Below are 17358 nucleotides of genomic sequence, written 5' to 3' on the forward strand. Positions count from 1 at the left end.
GTAGACCCGATGTCGCTCAAGCACTTTATCCAAATCACCAAACCGGGGATCATTTTCGGTAACGTGCTTTCTGTGGCAGGCGGGTTCTTCCTGGCCTCGAAAGGGCATGTCGATCTGGCGGTGTTTCTGGCCGCCATGATCGGTACTTCCCTGGTCGTGGCCTCCGGTTGCGTGTTCAACAACTGTATCGACCGCGACATCGACCTGAAGATGGAACGCACCAAGAACCGTGTGCTGGTCCAGGGCTTGATCTCCCTGAAACTGGCACTGGTTTACGCGACCATTCTGGGTGTTCTCGGCGTTGCCTTGTTGTACAAGGTGGCCAACCCGTTGGCTGCCTTGTTCGCAGTAATCGGCTTCATCATCTACGTCGGCTTCTACAGCCTGTACCTCAAGCGCAAGTCGGTTCACGGCACGCTGGTGGGCAGTCTGTCGGGCGCCATGCCGCCAGTGATCGGTTACGTCGCCGTGACCAACAGCTTCGACATGGCCGCGCTGACCCTGCTGGTGATGTTCAGCCTGTGGCAGATGCCGCATTCCTACGCCATCGCGATTTTCCGCTTCAACGATTACCTGGCTGCCTCGATTCCGGTGCTGCCAGTGAAGCGCGGCATTCAAGTGGCGAAGAAGCACATCCTGCTCTACATCCTGGCGTTCCTCGTAGCGACCCTGATGCTGACCTTCAGCGGCTACGCCGGCATGAGCTACCTCGCCGTCGCCGCGGCCATGGGCATGTACTGGCTGTACATGGCCTGGACCGGCTACAAGGCAGTGGATGACACGGTCTGGGCACGCAAGCTGTTCGTGTTCTCGATCTTCACCATCACCGCGCTGAGCGTCATGATGTCCCTGGACTTCAAGGTGCCAAGCGAGCTGCTGCTGACGTACGCGCCGTAAGGTTTGCAGGCTTCACGAAAAACCCCGCACATTGAGAGATGTGCGGGGTTTTTTGTTGGCTGAAATATGCTCGTTCAGGGTGCTGCCATTCGCGAGCAGGCTCGCTCCCACAGTTTGCGGTTGCGGCCATTCGGTAAAAGACCTAGATTCGGATCCAACCTCGACAGTAGTAGCTCCAAGCCATCCTCCGGTGCTCGACTGTTTCAACCCGTGCATTGATCAAAAGGCTGGGCGCAATGACCGAACGGATGACCTGCGATGAGCGCTTTATCGCCCTGGCCGAAGAACTGAACTACGACATTTATGGCGAGAACACCGCCGGTGGCAATTACGCGCCGCTGATTCGGCATCACGATGAGTTGTACATCAGCGGGATGGTGCCGCGGGTCAATGGCAAGATTCTGTATCCGGGCCGGGTCGGGCTGGAATTGACCCTCAAGGACGCGCAAGCCGCCGCGAGCATCAGCGCCATGCGTTGCCTGGCGCTGATCGTCGATGCGGTGGGGTCGCTGGACAAGATTCGCGCGTTGCTGCGGGTGACGGTGTATGTGAAGTCGACGGCTGATTTCGTTGACCTCAGCGAAGTGGCCAACGGCGCTTCGGATGTGTTCAGCCATGTGCTGGGCGATGCCGGGCGGCATACGCGCACGACTATTGGCGTGTATCAGTTGCCGAAGAATGCGGCGATTGAAGTGGACATGATTGCGGCGGTGCATGCTTCGGCTTGAGATCTGCGGTGGCTGTTTCCCTCACCCTAGCCCTCTCCCAAAGGGAGAGGGGACTGACCTAGTCGTTTTCTGAAACTACGGCGACCTGAATATTGAGTGAACCGCAATCTTGAAAACAGCCCGCCCAGCCCTCTCCTGGGGGAGAGGGCTGGGCGGGCGGCGTTCCGATGAGGGGCTACAATCCAAGTAACACCACCAAATCCCCAGCCGAAAAAAAAGCCCCGCCTGATCACTCAGCACGGGGCTTCTTCACAAGCACTCAGCAGCTTACTGCGCCGCGATGCTGTACCCATCAAACGCCGTCTTCTGCTGCAGCGCAGTAATGATGTTCTTACGGTTCACAGCCTGTTCCGTCCCGGCATTATCCAGGAAGGTTTCGCTTTCCAGCTCCGCCTCATCGCCTTCACCGACGAAGCTGAAACCAAGGAATTCCAGCGCTTCACGATCCACATTCAGACGCGAACGCGGCGTGCGCAGCGGCAGGGTCACGCTGGCGCCGTCCTTGCTGATGGTGAAGATTTCGACTTCTTTCTTCTTCGCAGCCTTGCCCTTGCCGCCGCCCGGATTGCTGATCGCCTGATGGGTCTGGTTCAGCACTTTCAGCGCGAGGCCGTAGACGATTTCCTGAAACGCCGGGTCGTCCTTGAAACTGGACAGAATGCGCCCGATCGAGAACTTGCTGCTCAGGTCTTCCAGCGCGGCGAGGTCCGCGGCCTCGGCGTCTTTCAGCGCTTTGAGTTCGCCCATCAGTTCGTAAGCCTTGTCGTCATCGAAGCTATCGTGAGCCTGACGAATGGCGGCGCGAAGTTCGCGGATCTGGTCACTCTCGCGGGTCGACTGAAACGCGTCGAGGACCATCTCGCTGATGATTTTGGCTTGTGGCAGGTGTTGTGAAAGATTGATGGAGTTTTCGTATTCCGCTTTGGACGACTGGGTGACTACGGATTCAGCGGTGTTGAAATCGGACATTGAAATTTCACTACTTTTAACTTGAATGGAGACGAACAAGCCCAGGGCTTTTTCAGGCCGACTAATTTAGGGGAGCGGGGCGGCGTTGTCACGGAGCAACGGGCTGGTGGTCGGGTTTTTTCCCTGCGTCGCTATTTACCGTCGAACGCATCCACGGGTTTACCCCACGTGCGCATCGCAAATTCGACGAACCTTCTCAGTTTCGGCAAACGATAACGATCCGGCGCGTACAGCAAATGCATCGGCCGACTCGGTGGCGGGTAATCGGCGACGACCTTGACCAGTCTGCCTTCACGCAGATCCTGTTCGACCAGTGCATCGGGCAGCATCATGATCCCCATGCCATTGCGCGCGGCCTGGTGCAAACCGGCGGAGCTGTTGATCAGCAGCGGGCCGCTGACGTCGACCAGGACTTCGCCCTCCGGGCCGCTGAGGCGCCAGCGCTTTTCCACCGATTGCCAGTCATCCCCGGCAGGGTAGGCGAAGGACAGGCAGTCGTGTTGCTGCAAATCCTGAGGGGTGTGCGGCATGCCGCGTCTCGCGATGTAATCGGGCGAGGCGCAGACCGTCAGGGTGTAGTCGATCAAGGGGCGGGCGATCAGGTTGGAAGACTCATCGAAACTGCCTAGGCGGAATGCGACATCGAGGCCATTCTCCAGCAGGTCCGGGCGGCCGTTGGTCAGCACCACGTCGAGTTTCACTTGCGGATACAGCAGGGCGTATTCGCTGAGCGCCGGGGTCAGGCGTTCGACGCCAAAGGTCAGCGGCGCGGCAATGCGCAGCAAGCCGCGTGGCTCGTCGAGGGCCTGCTCGGCCAAGCGTTCAGAGTCGGCGACCAGACCGAGCACGTCCAGGCATCGTTGGTAATAAACGCTGCCGAACTCGGTGAGCCGCTGGCGGCGGGTGGTGCGCTGCAGCAATTGCACGCCGAGCCGTTGCTCCAGCGCGCGCAGGTGGTTGCCGACCATGGTGGTCGACATGTCGCACTGCAAAGCGGCCGCGGTCATGCTGCCGCCCTCGACAACTTTGACGTACACGCTCATCGACTGGAACAAATCCATTATCAAGCCCGGCTTTCAAATGATTGAAGTTTTGCCGAGTTTATCCAGTTTCGCTGGCTAACCATACTGCCAGCACACCGACCCGAACTGGAGTTTCATGTCATGACCGCCGCGCTGATGAACACCTACCAACCACTGGCCCTCAGCTTCACCAAGGGCCTGGGTACACGACTGTGGGATCAGGCCGGTCGTGAATATCTGGATGCGGTGGCCGGGGTGGCGGTGACCAACGTCGGCCACTCGCATCCGCGCATCGTCGCGGCGATCAGCGAACAGGCGGGATTGCTGCTGCACACCTCCAACCTGTACAGCATCGACTGGCAGCAACAGTTGGCCAGACGGCTGACCCGATTGGCGGGCATGGAGCGCGCGTTCTTCAACAACTCTGGTGCCGAGGCCAATGAAACGGCGCTGAAACTCGCGCGTTTGTATGGCTGGCGCAAGGGTGTCGAACAGCCGCTGGTGGTGGTCATGGCCAACGCGTTTCATGGCCGCACCCTCGGCACTTTGTCGGCCAGCGATGGCCCGGCGGTGCGCCTGGGCTTCAACGAACTGCCGGGGGATTTCGTCAAAGTGCCGTTCGGCGATCTCGCCGCGCTGGAGCAGGTGCAGCGCCTACACGGCGAGCGCATCGTGGCGATTCTGGTCGAGCCGATTCAGGGCGAAAGCGGCGTGCAGGTCGCGCCGCCCGGTTACCTCAAAGCCCTGCGCGAACAATGCAATCGCCACGCGTGGCTGCTGATGCTCGACGAAATCCAGACCGGCATGGGCCGCACCGGGCAGTGGTTCGCCTTTCAACACGAAGGCATCGTTCCCGACGTCATGACCCTGGCCAAAGGCCTCGGCAATGGCGTGCCGATCGGCGCTTGCCTGGCACGCGGCCGCGCGGCCGACCTGTTCACCCCGGGCAGCCACGGCAGCACCTTCGGCGGCAACCCACTGGCCTGCCGGGTCGCCTGCACTGTGCTGGACATCATCGAAGAGCAAGGTTTGCTGGACAACGCGCGGGTACAAGGCGAGCGCCTGTTGAACTGGTTACGCGCAGAACTGGCCGATAACCCCAATGTGCTGGCGATTCGCGGACAGGGACTGATGATCGGCATAGAGCTGAAACAACCGGTGCGCGACCTGACCCTGATTGCCGCACGGGATCACGGCTTGTTGATCAACGTCACCCGCGGCAAGACGATACGGCTGCTGCCACCGTTGACGATTGATGAGCGGGAGGTGGGGATGGTTGTCAGAGGGGTGGGGCGAGCACTGGCCTCTAGCCAATCTTCGTAATCACGGCATCGCAACAGCTGGAGCACTTACTGCTTCAGCTGTTTTCATCATTGCGCAGTAATCTGCCAAGGAAATCATTACCACAGGATCGGCACTTCGCCTGATAACGAGCAGGGGAGCGCGGTTGTTGATGACCTGATCCATGGATTTTGCAAGGCACGTTCGGACTTTGCTGTAGGCGATGATTTGCATCAGACAGACCTTTGGTGGGTAGAGCACAATTCGGCAGGATTCATGGTGCTCAGTATCACCCAGGTATTCAGGAGACGTTTCCGAGAGGTTTGTAATCCTGATCGCCAGTACTTGTCAGCAACTGAGCTGCTGTCGAATGGAACCTCACCGGCCATCCCTTAATCCGGCTCATCCCCCAACTCCGGCGCCAACATCCGCGTCTTCACCGCCCCATTCGAGTTGTGCTGAATGATCTCTCGCGGCTGCCCCTGTTCATTGAAAAACACCTGTCCGATCCCCGCCGAATTCCACAGCCGTTCCCCGGCCTCGGCATGCTCCGGCGTGTACGGCACGATGCGCATCTGTCGACGTTTGGTGAACCAGTTCAACGGTGAGCGCGGTGAGTAGAGCCAGCGGTTGAGGCGGTCGAACCATTCCAGCAGGGTCGGTGGGAATTCGTTTTTGATGCCGCTGCTGGTGATCTGCCAGATACGCGGGCCGGCCTTGCGATGGCGGATCAGCACTTCGTAGACGAAGGAATAATGCACGTCGCCGGACAGCACCACGTAGTTACCCGGTGTGCGCGAGTGGCGGAAAATGTTCAGGATCACCTGCGCGGCGCCGCGATGGGCCATCCAGTTTTCCGCATCGACCAACAGCGGATAACCGCACCAGCTGAAGACTTTTTGCACAGTCTCGATCAGCTTGACGCCAAAGATCGGCGCTGGGGAAACGATGATCGCCGACGGATGATCGAGCAGTTCCTGCTGCAGTTCGCTGAGCGCTTCCCAATCGAGCAAACCCGAAGGTTGCTTGAGCGCCATTTCACTGCGCCAGCGTCGCGTGCGCGTGTCGATCACCACCAGCGCCGGGCTGCTCGGCAGGACGAAATGCCACTGCTGAAAGCGCAGCAACTGATCGATCAAATCATCCTGCACCGGTTGGTCCAGGTAACCGTCATCACCGCTGGCGCTCAACTGTCGGGTCTTGACCAATACGTCTTTGAACACATCGGGATTGTTGCCCCAGCCTTGGCACAACAGGTAAGCGATCAGCGCATTGCCGATGATGCGTTTGGAAAACGGATGGCCGTAGGCGGTTTCCTCCCACTGCGCGGACAGGTTCCAGTCATCGGTGATGTCGTGGTCGTCGAAAATCATCAGGCTCGGCAGATGCGCCAGTGCCCGGGCGACGTTGCCCAGGCCAGCCTTGAAGGCATCGATGCGCGTTTGTTCGAGGCGGTAGCGCTTCAGGCGCGGCGGCGTCAGCGTCGGTGCCTGCGGGTTGATCAGCGACCACGGCGTCGACGACCACACCAGCAGATACATCGCCATGACTTCGGCGAAAGTCACCAAGTGATTGTCAGCGCTGCTGCTGGTGAAAATCGGCTTACGCGCACCGCCGAAAAATCGCTCGCGCAACGTCTCGTTGCTCTCCAGCGCCGGTAACAAATCCGCACGGTGATAGTAGCTGGCCGGGTGTTCGTAGAGCTTGGCGCTGTCACTGACCACCGCGCCTTCGAGGTGTTCGTCGAACAGGCCGAGCCGTTCGATCAACGCATGAATCGCCCGCAGCATCGGCCCGGCGACATCATCGGCGTAGACCTGATCGCCGCTCATCATAAGCAGCGCCGGGCGTTGTTGCGGATCGGCTTCCTCAGCCAGCAACTGGTCAACGCAAAGCAGGCCATCGATTGCCGGATGATGCGGCTTGCGACAGGAACCATGCAGCAACTGATCGATCCGCGAGCGCAGAACGAAGTTCGGACTCGTCGCCTCGCCATACAGCAGATGCGGCGCCCAGTCGGCAACACCTGAGGCGTTATCAATCAGCAGGTCATAGTCGATACGCGTATCGCAGGGCAGGGCGCTGTCGAGCGCAACATCAATGAGGTGAACAAACGCATGACGGCCTACGGGAATAACCGTGCATTTCCCGCCATCGAGGGGAATGTCTCCTACACCTTGCAGGCGCAAGGTCAGCGTGAGTTCACGACTGCCGACCAGCCACATGACCAGCCGCGTGGGCTGCAGACGGCGCAACAGCGGACCGGCCAGAACCGGCGGCAGCAAAGAGGGATCAGTCAGGTGTCGAGACATCGAAGGGCAAAGCTCAGGGCGCACAGGCTGGCGATGATAACGCAGCCGGCGCCTTGAGCGCTTAAGCGAGGCTTAAGAGTCGGCTTTTTGCACCTTCAACGCCAGCAAGCGCCATTCCCCAGCCGTCGCGTCAACCCGTGGCTGCTCTTGCACAGAGCAATCGAAACGGTAGGTGACATCGTCGCCATTCATGTTGCGCGCGGTGACGCTGTTGCTGAAGGTGTAGACCTGATTCTTGAAGCGATGGCTGACCAGCGCTTTGCTGTCGGCAAAACGCGCCGAAGCGGGATAGCGCAGGGTGCTGGTCACGAACGGGCTGCACATCACATAGGCGATCATCGACTTGTCGGCCTGTTCGTCGCCGCGCAATTTCTTGTTCAGCGCGGCCAGGGCCATGCGACCTTCATAGTCGCTTTGATTGAGCACGGTCTGCACCGCCATGGTTTTTGGTGCCCGGCTGGCGTAGTTCGGCAACAACGCCGAGTCGGCAGGGGACGGCGCGTCGTCCGGCTCGATGGCCGCAAAAGCCGGCGCATCTTTCAGCTCGGTGGCGGGCGTGACTGCCTCGGCTTCAGGCAACACAGAGGTCGGCTCGACGTTTTGCGCCACGACACTCTCGGGCTGCTGGTCTTTATACGCAGAAGGAAACAGCGACAGCGTGATCGACAACACCACCAACCCGACAATGAAACCGCCCGCCGCGCCAACAATGTTGCTGTAGAAAATATTCCAGCTACCGCGGTTCTTCACCACCCAGCGCCACATCAAACCCCAGACCGCGACAAACGCCAGAAAACGCAGAAACTCCATTTGATCCTTTCCCTTGAACCTTCATAACCTGAAAACGGCACTCATCGACGGTGTGTGCCAAAGATGGCCGGCAAGATAACAAAATAGACGCGCCGTCCGGTTACGCTTGCGGAAAATAATTAGCCGCCAGAAACACCAGCGTGACCATCCCCGCAGCGAAGCCACAAACGCCTGCAAGCAGTTGTCGGGCAACCGGATGCTGTGGCTGCCGCCGCTTGGCCATCCACAACCAAACCCCCGCCAGGACGCCTGCGCTGGTCATGAAAGTCACCAGGCTGCCATGCAGTCCGGGCGTTGCCATGGTCGTGCCGAACAGCCCGTCATAAATCAGCGTGAAGACGATGCCTGCCACTACAGCGCTGCCAGCCCCGGCAAGGTTGGCCAACAGCAGATTCCAGTTCCCACGCTGGCGCACGACCCAAAACCACATGGCAGCCATGACCCCTGCACACAACAAAGCATCCATCGAATTTTCCTTCTTTCCACGAGACCGAGACGACGACTGGAAGCGTCAGTAGAGAGTGGACGGCAAGATAGCAAAATAGTAGCGTCGCGCCATGCCTTCTCTGTCATGGACTGCGCATCGCTGACCAGAAGAAATACCGGGATGTTTTCTTAAGCAATGCCCGCGCGGCATTCAAAGAATGTCGCGCAAATACCCCTTGATCGCGAGCAGCGGCTGCCCCAACTGCTCCAGCGACTGCGCCTGACTCAACTGCGCCGACAACTTGCTCAACTCTCGCCCCAACGGCTTCTCGACACCGCCCAACGCATCCATCGCCAGGCTCAGGCATTCGTTCATCTTGAACTGAATCGCCTGCACATCGCCGCGCTTGACCAACAGCTCGAAAATGTCTTTCTGGTAATCGCCCATGACCATGTCATCACGCAAAATCGGGCTCAGGCCTTCCTCCTCGTAGGCGAGTTTGAGGGAGAAGAGGGCGATGGTTTCCAGCGAGGTTTCCATGGGGTCGACCTTTTGAGTATCTCGTCGGCAGGCGAGCGGCACTTTCCGCCAGACGAAAAAAAAGGCCTTGCAAAGCAAGACCTTTCTTAATTTTGGTGCCCCGAGGGAGACTCGAACTCCCACTCCTTTCGAAAACGGATTTTGAATCCGCCGCGTCTACCAATTCCGCCATCAGGGCTCAATGGCGGCGAAGTATAGAGAGGTCATTACCGTTGGTCAATCACGTTTCATGGTCAATTTTTGATATTTCCGCTAGACTTTCCGGCCCTGCTAGACGAACCCCATCATGCGCGTTGCTGACTTTACTTTCGAGCTTCCTGATTCGCTGATCGCCCGCCATCCTTTGGCCGAGCGTCGCGGTAGTCGCCTGCTGACCCTCGATGGGCCGAGCGGCGCCCTGGCACACCGTCAATTCACTGATTTGCTTGAGCATTTACGCCCGGGCGATTTGATGGTGTTCAACAATACCCGGGTGATTCCGGCGCGGCTGTTCGGGCAGAAAGCGTCCGGCGGCAAGCTGGAAATTCTGGTTGAGCGCGTGCTCGACAGCCACCGCGTGCTGGCGCATGTGCGCTCGAGCAAGTCGCCGAAGCCGGGTTCGAAGATCCTTATCGACGGCGGTGGCGAAGCCGAGATGCTGGCGCGCCACGATGCGTTGTTCGAGCTGGGCTTCGCTGAAGAAGTGCTGCCGCTGCTCGATCGTGTCGGGCACATGCCGTTGCCTCCTTATATAGACCGCCCGGATGAGGGCTCGGATCGCGAGCGTTATCAGACCGTGTACGCCGAGCGTCTGGGCGCGGTGGCGGCGCCGACGGCGGGGCTGCATTTCGATCGGCCGTTGTTGGAAGCGATTGCGGCCAAGGGCGTCGAGACGGCGTTCGTCACACTGCACGTCGGTGCGGGGACGTTCCAGCCAGTGCGCGTCGACAAGATCGAAGATCACCACATGCATACTGAATGGCTGGAAGTCGGCCAGGACGTGGTCGATGCCGTAGCGGCATGCCGTGCGCGCGGTGGTCGAGTGGTGGCGGTCGGCACGACCAGTGTGCGTTCGCTGGAGAGTGCGGCGCGTGATGGTGTACTCAAGCCGTTCAGTGGCGACACCGACATCTTTATCTACCCGGGCCGGCCGTTTCATGTGGTCGATGCCCTGGTGACCAATTTCCATTTGCCGGAATCCACGCTGTTGATGCTGGTTTCGGCATTTGCCGGTTACCCGGAAACCATGGCTGCCTACAAAGCCGCGGTCGACAACGGTTACCGCTTTTTCAGCTACGGTGATGCGATGTTCATCACCCGCAATCCCGCTCCAACTGCCCCTGAACAATCAGGCCCAGAGGAAACAGAATGAGTCGCGAATGTCGAATGTCCTTTGAGCTGCTGGCCACCGATGGCAAGGCTCGCCGTGGTCGCCTGACCTTCCCCCGTGGCACCGTCGAGACCCCGGCGTTCATGCCGGTCGGCACCTACGGCACGGTCAAGGGCATGTTGCCGCGTGACATCGTCGCCACGGGCGCGGAGATCATTCTGGGCAACACTTTCCACCTGTGGCTGCGTCCCGGCACGCAGGTGATCAAGGAGCACGGCGACCTGCATGATTTCATGCAATGGAAAGGCCCGATCCTGACGGACTCCGGCGGCTTCCAGGTGTTCAGCCTCGGTGCGATGCGCAAGATCAAGGAGGAGGGCGTGACCTTCGCCTCGCCGGTCGATGGCGCGAAAGTGTTCATGGGCCCGGAAGAGTCGATGCAGGTGCAGCGCGATCTCGGCTCCGACATCGTGATGATCTTCGACGAATGCACGCCGTACCCGGCCGATGAAGATGTCGCGCGGGTGTCGATGGAACTGTCGTTGCGCTGGGCGCAGCGTTCGAAGAATGCCCATGGCGACAACACGGCGGCGCTGTTCGGCATCGTCCAGGGCGGCATGCATGAAAACCTGCGCATGCGCTCGCTCGAAGGCCTCGACAAGATCGGCTTCGACGGCCTCGCCATTGGCGGCCTGTCGGTGGGTGAACCGAAGCACGAAATGATCAAGGTGCTCGATTACCTGCCGGGCCAGATGCCCGCTGACAAACCTCGTTACCTTATGGGCGTTGGCAAACCGGAAGATCTGGTTGAGGGTGTGCGCCGCGGTGTGGACATGTTCGATTGCGTGATGCCAACCCGTAATGCCCGCAATGGGCATCTGTTCATTGATACTGGCGTGCTGAAGATCCGTAACGCGTTCCATCGCCATGATGAATCGCCGCTGGATCCGACCTGCGATTGCTATACCTGCCAGAACTTCTCGCGCGCTTATCTGCATCACCTGGACAAGTGCGGCGAAATGCTCGGCAGCATGCTCAATACCATCCATAACTTGCGCCATTATCAGGTGCTGATGGCTGGTTTGCGCGAGGCTATTCAACAGGGTACATTGGCCGCCTTTGTCGATGCCTTCTACGCCAAACGCGGGCTTCCCGTTCCGCCTTTGGACTGAGTTTTCTGACCCCAAGATTCAACATTTGCAACTGGAGTGCTAAATGAGCTTTTTTATCTCTAACGCCATGGCTGACGCAGCTGCACCGGCTGCTGCAAGCCCAATGGGCGGCGGCTTCGAGTGGATTTTCCTGGTCGGCTTCCTGGTCATCTTCTACCTGATGATCTGGCGTCCACAGGCCAAGCGCGCCAAAGAGCAGAAGAACCTGCTGAGCAGCCTGCAGAAAGGCGACGAAGTCGTGACCACTGGCGGCATCGCCGGCAAGATCACCAAGGTTGCCGATGACTTCGTGGTTCTGGAAGTCTCCGACACCGTTGAAATGAAGTTCCAGAAAGGCGCCATCGCCGCCACGCTGCCAAAAGGCACGCTGAAAGCGATCTAAGAGCAACAACTTCTACTCAATCGACGGGGCGCGCAAGGCGCCCCGCGTTCATAACGGGCGGCGTGATGCTGAACAAATACCCTCTGTGGAAATACATTCTGATCCTGGCGGTGCTGGCGATCGGTCTGATTTATTCCGCTCCCAATCTTTACCCCGATGACCCGGCCATTCAGATCAGCGGCGCCAGCACGGCCCTGCAGGTCAATCAGGCCGATCTGGATCGCGTCAGCACGGCGCTGAAAGAATCCGGCATCAACGTCAAGGCAGCCACGCTGACCTCGGGCGGCAAGGGCGGTCTGATCCGTCTGGGCAAGGCTGAAGATCAGCTGCCGGCCAAGGACGTTGTGCGCAAGGCATTGGGTGATGACTACGTCGTTGCGCTGAACCTGGCACAGACCACTCCGCAATGGCTGCGCAATCTGGGCGCGCACCCGATGAAGCTGGGTCTGGACTTGTCCGGTGGTGTGCACTTCCTGCTTGAAGTGGACATGGACAAAGCCCTCGATGCACGCCTGAAAGTCTACGAAGGCGACGTCAAGAGCCTGCTGCGCAAAGAGAAGCTGCGCTATCGCAGCCTGCCGCAACTGGGCGGTGCCATTCAGCTGGGCTTCGCTGACGAAGACAGCCGCGAACAGGCTCGCAGCCTGATCCGCAAGAACTTCAACGATTTCGACATTGTTCCGGCCGACCTCAACGGTCAACCGGTGCTGCGTCTGGCGATGACCCCGGCCAAGCTGGCGGAAATCCGTGAATACTCCATCAAGCAGAACCTGACCACGGTACGTAACCGAGTCAACGAGCTGGGTGTTGCCGAACCGATCGTTCAGCGTCAGGGCGCCAACCGCATCGTGGTTGAGCTGCCAGGCGTGCAGGACACTGCCGAAGCCAAGCGTATTCTCGGCAAGACGGCCAACCTCGAGTTCCGTCTGGCCGCTGAGCCGGGCGCTTCAAAAGCCACTTCCGAGTCGTTTGAATTCCGTGAAGGCAATCGTCCGCCGGCGCAGATCGAACGCGGCCTGATCATCACCGGTGACCAGGTCACCGACGCCAAGGCCGGTTTCGGCGAGCACGGCACGCCAGAAGTGAACATCCGTCTGGATGGCCACGGTGGCGAGCTGATGAGCCGCGCGACCCGTTCTAACGTGGGTCGCAGCATGGCGGTGATCTTCATCGAGCAGCGCCCGGTGACGACTTACACCAAGCAGGTCGTCAACGGCGTCGAGAAAGACGTGCCGGTGCAGACCTTCAAGGAAGAGAAGAAGATCATCAGCCTGGCGACCATTCAGTCGCCGCTGGGTGCGCAGTTCCGTATCACCGGCCTGAACGGCCAGGGCGAATCGTCCGAGCTGGCGCTGCTGCTGCGTGCCGGTGGTCTGGCGGCGCCGATGTACTTCGCCGAAGAGCGCACAATCGGTCCGAGCCTGGGTGCTGACAACATCACCAAAGGTATCGACGCGTCGCTGTGGGGCATGCTGTTCGTGTCGCTGTTCATCATCGCCATCTACCGCTTCTTCGGCGTTATCGCCACCGTCGCGCTGGCGGTGAACATGGTGTTGTTGCTGGCGCTGATGTCGCTGCTGGGTGCCACGCTGACCCTGCCGGGCATCGCCGGTATCGTGTTGACCATGGGTATGGCGGTCGACGCCAACGTGCTGATCTTCTCGCGGATCCGTGAAGAGATCGCCGCCGGCATGACCGTGCAGCGCGCAATCAACGAAGGCTTCGGCCGGGCATTCACCGCGATTCTCGACGCCAACCTGACCACCTTGCTGGTCGGCGGCATTCTCTTCGCTATGGGCACCGGCCCGGTGAAGGGTTTCGCAGTGACCATGTCCCTCGGGATCTTTACCTCGATGTTCACGGCCATCATGGTGACCCGCGCAATGGTCAACCTGATCTTTGGCGGGCGTGACTTCAAGAAGTTGTGGATTTAAGGGGCTGCCATGTTACGTACTATCAACTTCATGGGCGTTCGCAACTTCGCGTTCGGCGTCACGGTTTTTCTGACCCTGCTGGCGGTATTCAGCGTTGTCACCAAAGGCATGAACTGGGGCCTGGACTTCACCGGCGGTACGCTCATCGAGCTGACCTACGAGCGTCCGGCCGATGTCACCAAGGTCCGCGAGCAGTTGGCGACTTCGGGTTACCACGAAGCCGTCGTGCAGAACTTCGGCGCCACGACTGACCTGTTGGTGCGCATGCCGGGTGAAGACCCGCAGCTCGGCCATCAGGTCGCGGAAGCGCTGCAGAAAGTCGGCGGCGACAACCCGGCGACGGTCAAGCGTGTCGAGTTCGTCGGCCCGCAGGTCGGTGAAGAACTGCGCGACCAGGGCGGCCTCGGCATGCTCCTGGCGCTCGGCGGCATCCTGATCTACCTGGCTTTCCGCTTTCAGTGGAAGTTCGCGGTCGGCGCCATCGTGTCGCTGATCCACGACGTGATCGTCACCATCGGTATCCTGTCGTTCTTCCAGATCACCTTCGACCTGACGGTGCTGGCGGCGGTACTGGCGATCATCGGTTACTCGCTAAACGACACCATCGTCGTGTTCGACCGGGTGCGCGAGAACTTCCGTGTCCTGCGCAAGGCGTCGCTGATCGAGAACATCAACATCTCGACCACCCAGACCCTGCTGCGCACCATGGCGACGTCGATCTCGACCTTGCTGGCGATCGCGGCGCTGCTGATCTTCGGCGGCGACAACCTGTTCGGCTTCTCCATCGCGCTGTTCATCGGCGTGCTGGCAGGTACGTACTCGTCGATCTACATCGCCAACGTGGTGCTGATCTGGCTGAACCTGACCACCGAGGATCTGATTCCTCCGGCCAATACCGAGCAGGAAGTCGACGACCGTCCATAACGGCCCTCGAAATCCCGGCTGTCAGGCCACGAAAGGCGCGAGTTGAACTCGCGCCTTTTTTTGTGCTCCAAGGCTGGGAGAAGCGCGGGCGCGTCCCGCATGTGATGGTCAGGAGGTTCATGTGAACAAGTCGTTGCTGGTTGGTGCGGTATTGGGTGCTGTCGGTGTTACAGCCGGGGGTGCTGTTGCCACCTACAGCCTGGTTAAAAGCGGCCCTGAGTATGCGCAAGTGCTAGCCGTTGAGCCGGTCAAGACACAGATCAAGACTCCACGTGAAGTATGCAAGGATGTAACGGTGACCCGTCAGGCGCCGGTAAAAGATCAACACCAGATCGCTGGGACCGTGGTCGGCGCGCTGGCCGGTGGTTTGCTGGGTAACCAGATTGGCGGCGGCACCGGCAAGAAAATTGCCACGGTGGCCGGTGCGGTCGGTGGCGGTTACGCGGGCAACAAGGTGCAGGAGGGCATGCAGGAGCGTGACACCTACACCACCACGCAAACCCGCTGCAACACGGTCAATGACATCAGCGACAAGGTCGTCGGTTACGACGTGCGTTACTCGCTCGATGGTAAGGAAGGCAAAGTGCGGATGGACCGCGATCCGGGCAATCAGATTCCGGTCGACAAGGAAGGCAAGCTGATCCTGTCGCAGAACGAGCCGGGTCAGTAAGGTTTTACGGTTTTAAAAGAAGCACCCTGCGGGGTGCTTTTTTTGTGCCTGGGATTTAAGCATCACCACAATCCCTTGTAGGAGTGAGCCTGCTCGCGATAGCTATTTATCGTTCAAAACAGGTGGTGGCTGAAACACCGCTATCGCGAGCAGGCTCGCTCCTACATTGGGTTTGTGGTGTGTCAGGCAATTTGTGGGCATAAAAAAAGCACCCCGAAGGGTGCTTTTTGCGTTTCGCCGTCAGCTTAGCGCTTCAGCGAAGCCGGCAGGTGCGGCTGGATCGCCGTCAGGACTGCCTTGAAGCATTTAGTGTTGCCGGCAACGATGTGGCCTTTCTCAAGGAAGTCGTGACCGCCGGTGAAGTCGCTCACCAGGCCGCCGGCTTCTTGAATCAGCAGGGCGCCTGCTGCCATGTCCCACTCGGACAGACCCGACTCCCAGAACGCATCGAAACGACCGGCAGCCACGTAGGCCAGGTCCAGGCTCGCTGCGCCAGCGCGGCGGATGCCGGCAGTCTGGCCGACCAGGGAGCGGAACATGCCCAGGTAGTTGTCGAGGTTGTCCATCTGGTCGTTGCGGAACGGGAAGCCGGTACCCAGCAGGGCGCCGTCGAGGCTGGTGCGGCCGCTGACGCGCAGGCGACGACCGTTCAGTTGTGCGCCGCGACCACGGCTGGCGGTGAATTCTTCCTGGCGCACCGGGTCCAGAACCACGGCGTGTTCCAGGCGACCACGGTATTTGCAGGCGATGCTGACCGCGAAGTGCGGAATGCCACGCAGGAAGTTGGTGGTGCCGTCCAGCGGATCGATGATCCACAGGTACTCTTCGCCTTCGATGCCGGTGCCGGCGTGCAGGCCCGTCTCTTCACCCTGGATCGAGTGATTCGGGTAAGCCTTGCGCAGGGCATCGATGATTTTCTGTTCAGCGGCGCGATCAACCTCGGATACATAATCCTTGGCGTCTTTTTCGTCGACCTTGATGGTATCCAGGCGCTCGATGGAGCGGAAGATCAGTTCACTGGCGCTGCGGGCGGCGCGCAGCGCGATATTCAGCATGGGCTGCATGGATGTGTCACCTAAGGTTGTTAAAGAAAGCCGCGCATTCTATCAGAACTTTTCTTCAGGTGAAGGACGCTGTTCGCTTTCATAGCTTAACGGTAGGCTGTTCTGTAAGATTTGCCCCCCTTTCCAATGTCCGAGAGCGCCTCCCTTGCTGCAGAACATTCGTGTCGTCCTGGTCAATACCAGTCACCCCGGCAACATCGGCGGGGCCGCGCGCGCCATGAAAAACATGGGTCTGTCGCGTCTGGTGCTGGTCGAGCCACGCCAGTTTCCGCACCATGAAGCCGATGCCCGCGCATCCGGTGCCGGAGACATCCTTGAAAACGCGCAAGTCGTCGCCACTTTGGAAGACGCCTTGGTCGGCTGCAATCTGGTCCTCGGGACCAGTGCGCGGGATCGGCGTATCCCATGGCCGCTGCTCGATCCGCGTGAATGCGGAACCAAGGTTATCGAAGAAGCCGGGCAGGGCGCCGAAATCGCTTTGGTGTTCGGTCGTGAAGATTCCGGCCTGACCAACGAAGAGCTGCAGCGATGTCACTTCCACGTGCACATCCCTTCCGACCCGACGTTCAGTTCGCTGAACCTCGGGGCGGCGGTGCAGGTGTTGAGCTACGAAGTGCGCATGGCCTGGCTGGCCTCGCAGGGTCAGCCGAGCAAGGTCGAGAAAGAAGAAGTCGCGTCGGTGAAAAGCGCCGAACTGGCGACCATGGATGAGCTGGAGCGCTTTTATGAGCACCTGGAGCAGACGCTGGTCGCGATCGAATTTCTCGATCCGGAAAAGCCTCGGCACTTGATGGCGCGCCTGCGCCGGTTGTACGGACGCAGCTCGGTCAGCCGGGCGGAAATGAATATTTTGCGGGGCATTCTCACGGAAACCCAGAAAGCGGCCCGTGGTGAGCTTCTTAAGCGGAAGGACTGAA

The 17358-nt window shown here is 59.7% G+C and carries 18 protein-coding genes and 1 tRNA gene; 10 read left to right on the top strand and 9 right to left on the bottom strand.

Going from position 1 to position 17358, the window contains the following annotated elements; all coding sequences use genetic code 11:
- The first annotated feature begins 9 nt into the window (after nucleotides 1-9).
- Both cyoE and J3P93_RS05485 read left to right on the top strand, forming a co-directional pair.
- Nucleotides 10-897 carry a heme o synthase gene (cyoE, locus tag J3P93_RS05480; protein WP_090286075.1) on the top strand — a complete coding sequence of 296 codons (888 nt, stop codon included), beginning with the start codon at nucleotides 10-12 and terminating at the stop codon, nucleotides 895-897.
- A 236-nt stretch (nucleotides 898-1133) separates the two neighbouring features.
- Entirely contained in the window at nucleotides 1134-1625 is a 492-nt protein-coding gene (locus tag J3P93_RS05485; RefSeq protein ID WP_090286073.1) for a RidA family protein, read from the top strand.
- A 267-nt stretch (nucleotides 1626-1892) separates the two neighbouring features.
- Here the strand turns inward: J3P93_RS05485 and J3P93_RS05490 are convergent, their stop codons facing one another.
- Both J3P93_RS05490 and J3P93_RS05495 read right to left on the bottom strand, forming a co-directional pair.
- Complete coding sequence (locus tag J3P93_RS05490; protein WP_434595679.1) at nucleotides 1893-2594, bottom strand: hypothetical protein; 702 nt, start codon at nucleotides 2592-2594, stop codon at nucleotides 1893-1895.
- A 131-nt stretch (nucleotides 2595-2725) separates the two neighbouring features.
- Nucleotides 2726-3655 (bottom strand): LysR family transcriptional regulator, encoded by a 930-nt coding sequence (locus J3P93_RS05495; RefSeq protein WP_434595681.1) that lies wholly within the window; start codon nucleotides 3653-3655, stop codon nucleotides 2726-2728.
- A 102-nt stretch (nucleotides 3656-3757) separates the two neighbouring features.
- Here J3P93_RS05495 and J3P93_RS05500 point away from each other — a divergent pair, with 102 nt between their 5' ends.
- Nucleotides 3758-4939: an aspartate aminotransferase family protein gene (locus J3P93_RS05500; protein ID WP_434595683.1), complete on the top strand. Its 1182-nt coding sequence runs from the start codon at nucleotides 3758-3760 to the stop codon at nucleotides 4937-4939.
- Here the strand turns inward: J3P93_RS05500 and J3P93_RS05505 are convergent, their stop codons facing one another.
- The 6 genes from J3P93_RS05505 to J3P93_RS05530 all read right to left on the bottom strand — a co-directional run bounded on the left by J3P93_RS05505 (nucleotide 4940) and on the right by J3P93_RS05530 (nucleotide 9164).
- Nucleotides 4940-5131: a type II toxin-antitoxin system Phd/YefM family antitoxin gene (locus tag J3P93_RS05505; protein ID WP_434595685.1), complete on the bottom strand. Its 192-nt coding sequence runs from the start codon at nucleotides 5129-5131 to the stop codon at nucleotides 4940-4942. It lies immediately after the preceding gene.
- 158 nt (nucleotides 5132-5289) lie between these two features.
- The gene (locus J3P93_RS05510; RefSeq protein ID WP_434595687.1) at nucleotides 5290-7209 is read right to left on the bottom strand and encodes an alkaline phosphatase D family protein; all 1920 of its coding nucleotides are present in this window, start codon (nucleotides 7207-7209) and stop codon (nucleotides 5290-5292) included.
- Between the two features lie 72 nt (nucleotides 7210-7281).
- Nucleotides 7282-8019 (bottom strand): hypothetical protein, encoded by a 738-nt coding sequence (locus tag J3P93_RS05515; RefSeq protein WP_434595689.1) that lies wholly within the window; start codon nucleotides 8017-8019, stop codon nucleotides 7282-7284.
- Between the two features lie 100 nt (nucleotides 8020-8119).
- Nucleotides 8120-8485 carry a hypothetical protein gene (locus J3P93_RS05520; RefSeq protein ID WP_434595691.1) on the bottom strand — a complete coding sequence of 122 codons (366 nt, stop codon included), beginning with the start codon at nucleotides 8483-8485 and terminating at the stop codon, nucleotides 8120-8122.
- Nucleotides 8486-8656: 171 nt separating this feature from the next.
- Nucleotides 8657-8986: a hypothetical protein gene (locus tag J3P93_RS05525; protein WP_203419407.1), complete on the bottom strand. Its 330-nt coding sequence runs from the start codon at nucleotides 8984-8986 to the stop codon at nucleotides 8657-8659.
- Between the two features lie 93 nt (nucleotides 8987-9079).
- A tRNA-Leu gene (locus J3P93_RS05530) sits at nucleotides 9080-9164 on the bottom strand.
- A gap of 108 nt (nucleotides 9165-9272) precedes the next feature.
- On the opposite strand from J3P93_RS05530, the gene queA reads away from it, so the two are divergent.
- The 6 genes from queA (at nucleotide 9273) to J3P93_RS05560 (ending at nucleotide 15377) form a co-directional block, all read left to right on the top strand.
- Complete coding sequence (gene queA / locus J3P93_RS05535; protein WP_434595693.1) at nucleotides 9273-10337, top strand: tRNA preQ1(34) S-adenosylmethionine ribosyltransferase-isomerase QueA; 1065 nt, start codon at nucleotides 9273-9275, stop codon at nucleotides 10335-10337.
- 14 nt (nucleotides 10338-10351) lie between these two features.
- Nucleotides 10352-11467 (top strand): tRNA guanosine(34) transglycosylase Tgt, encoded by a 1116-nt coding sequence (gene tgt / locus J3P93_RS05540; RefSeq protein ID WP_160768392.1) that lies wholly within the window; start codon nucleotides 10352-10354, stop codon nucleotides 11465-11467.
- A gap of 43 nt (nucleotides 11468-11510) precedes the next feature.
- Nucleotides 11511-11849 (top strand): preprotein translocase subunit YajC, encoded by a 339-nt coding sequence (gene yajC, locus J3P93_RS05545; protein WP_016773317.1) that lies wholly within the window; start codon nucleotides 11511-11513, stop codon nucleotides 11847-11849.
- Between the two features lie 65 nt (nucleotides 11850-11914).
- A complete protein-coding gene (secD, locus tag J3P93_RS05550; RefSeq protein WP_093098565.1) occupies nucleotides 11915-13783 on the top strand; it encodes a protein translocase subunit SecD in 1869 nt (622 codons plus the stop codon).
- Nucleotides 13784-13792: 9 nt separating this feature from the next.
- Nucleotides 13793-14707, top strand: coding sequence for a protein translocase subunit SecF (gene secF / locus J3P93_RS05555; protein WP_434595696.1), 915 nt, complete (start codon nucleotides 13793-13795; stop codon nucleotides 14705-14707).
- Between the two features lie 121 nt (nucleotides 14708-14828).
- The gene (locus J3P93_RS05560) at nucleotides 14829-15377 is read left to right on the top strand and encodes a glycine zipper 2TM domain-containing protein (RefSeq protein ID WP_007956693.1); all 549 of its coding nucleotides are present in this window, start codon (nucleotides 14829-14831) and stop codon (nucleotides 15375-15377) included.
- Nucleotides 15378-15622: 245 nt separating this feature from the next.
- Here J3P93_RS05560 and suhB read toward each other — a convergent pair whose 3' ends face one another.
- Nucleotides 15623-16441, bottom strand: a complete 819-nt coding sequence (gene suhB, locus J3P93_RS05565) for a type III secretion system regulator SuhB (protein WP_203419392.1) — start codon at nucleotides 16439-16441, stop codon at nucleotides 15623-15625.
- Between the two features lie 145 nt (nucleotides 16442-16586).
- On the opposite strand from suhB, the gene trmJ reads away from it, so the two are divergent.
- The gene (gene trmJ / locus J3P93_RS05570; protein WP_090286037.1) at nucleotides 16587-17357 is read left to right on the top strand and encodes a tRNA (cytosine(32)/uridine(32)-2'-O)-methyltransferase TrmJ; all 771 of its coding nucleotides are present in this window, start codon (nucleotides 16587-16589) and stop codon (nucleotides 17355-17357) included.
- Nucleotide 17358: the final 1 nt, after the last annotated feature.

Source organism: Pseudomonas sp. R3-57, assembly GCF_051132065.1.
Lineage (GTDB): Bacteria > Pseudomonadota > Gammaproteobacteria > Pseudomonadales > Pseudomonadaceae > Aquipseudomonas.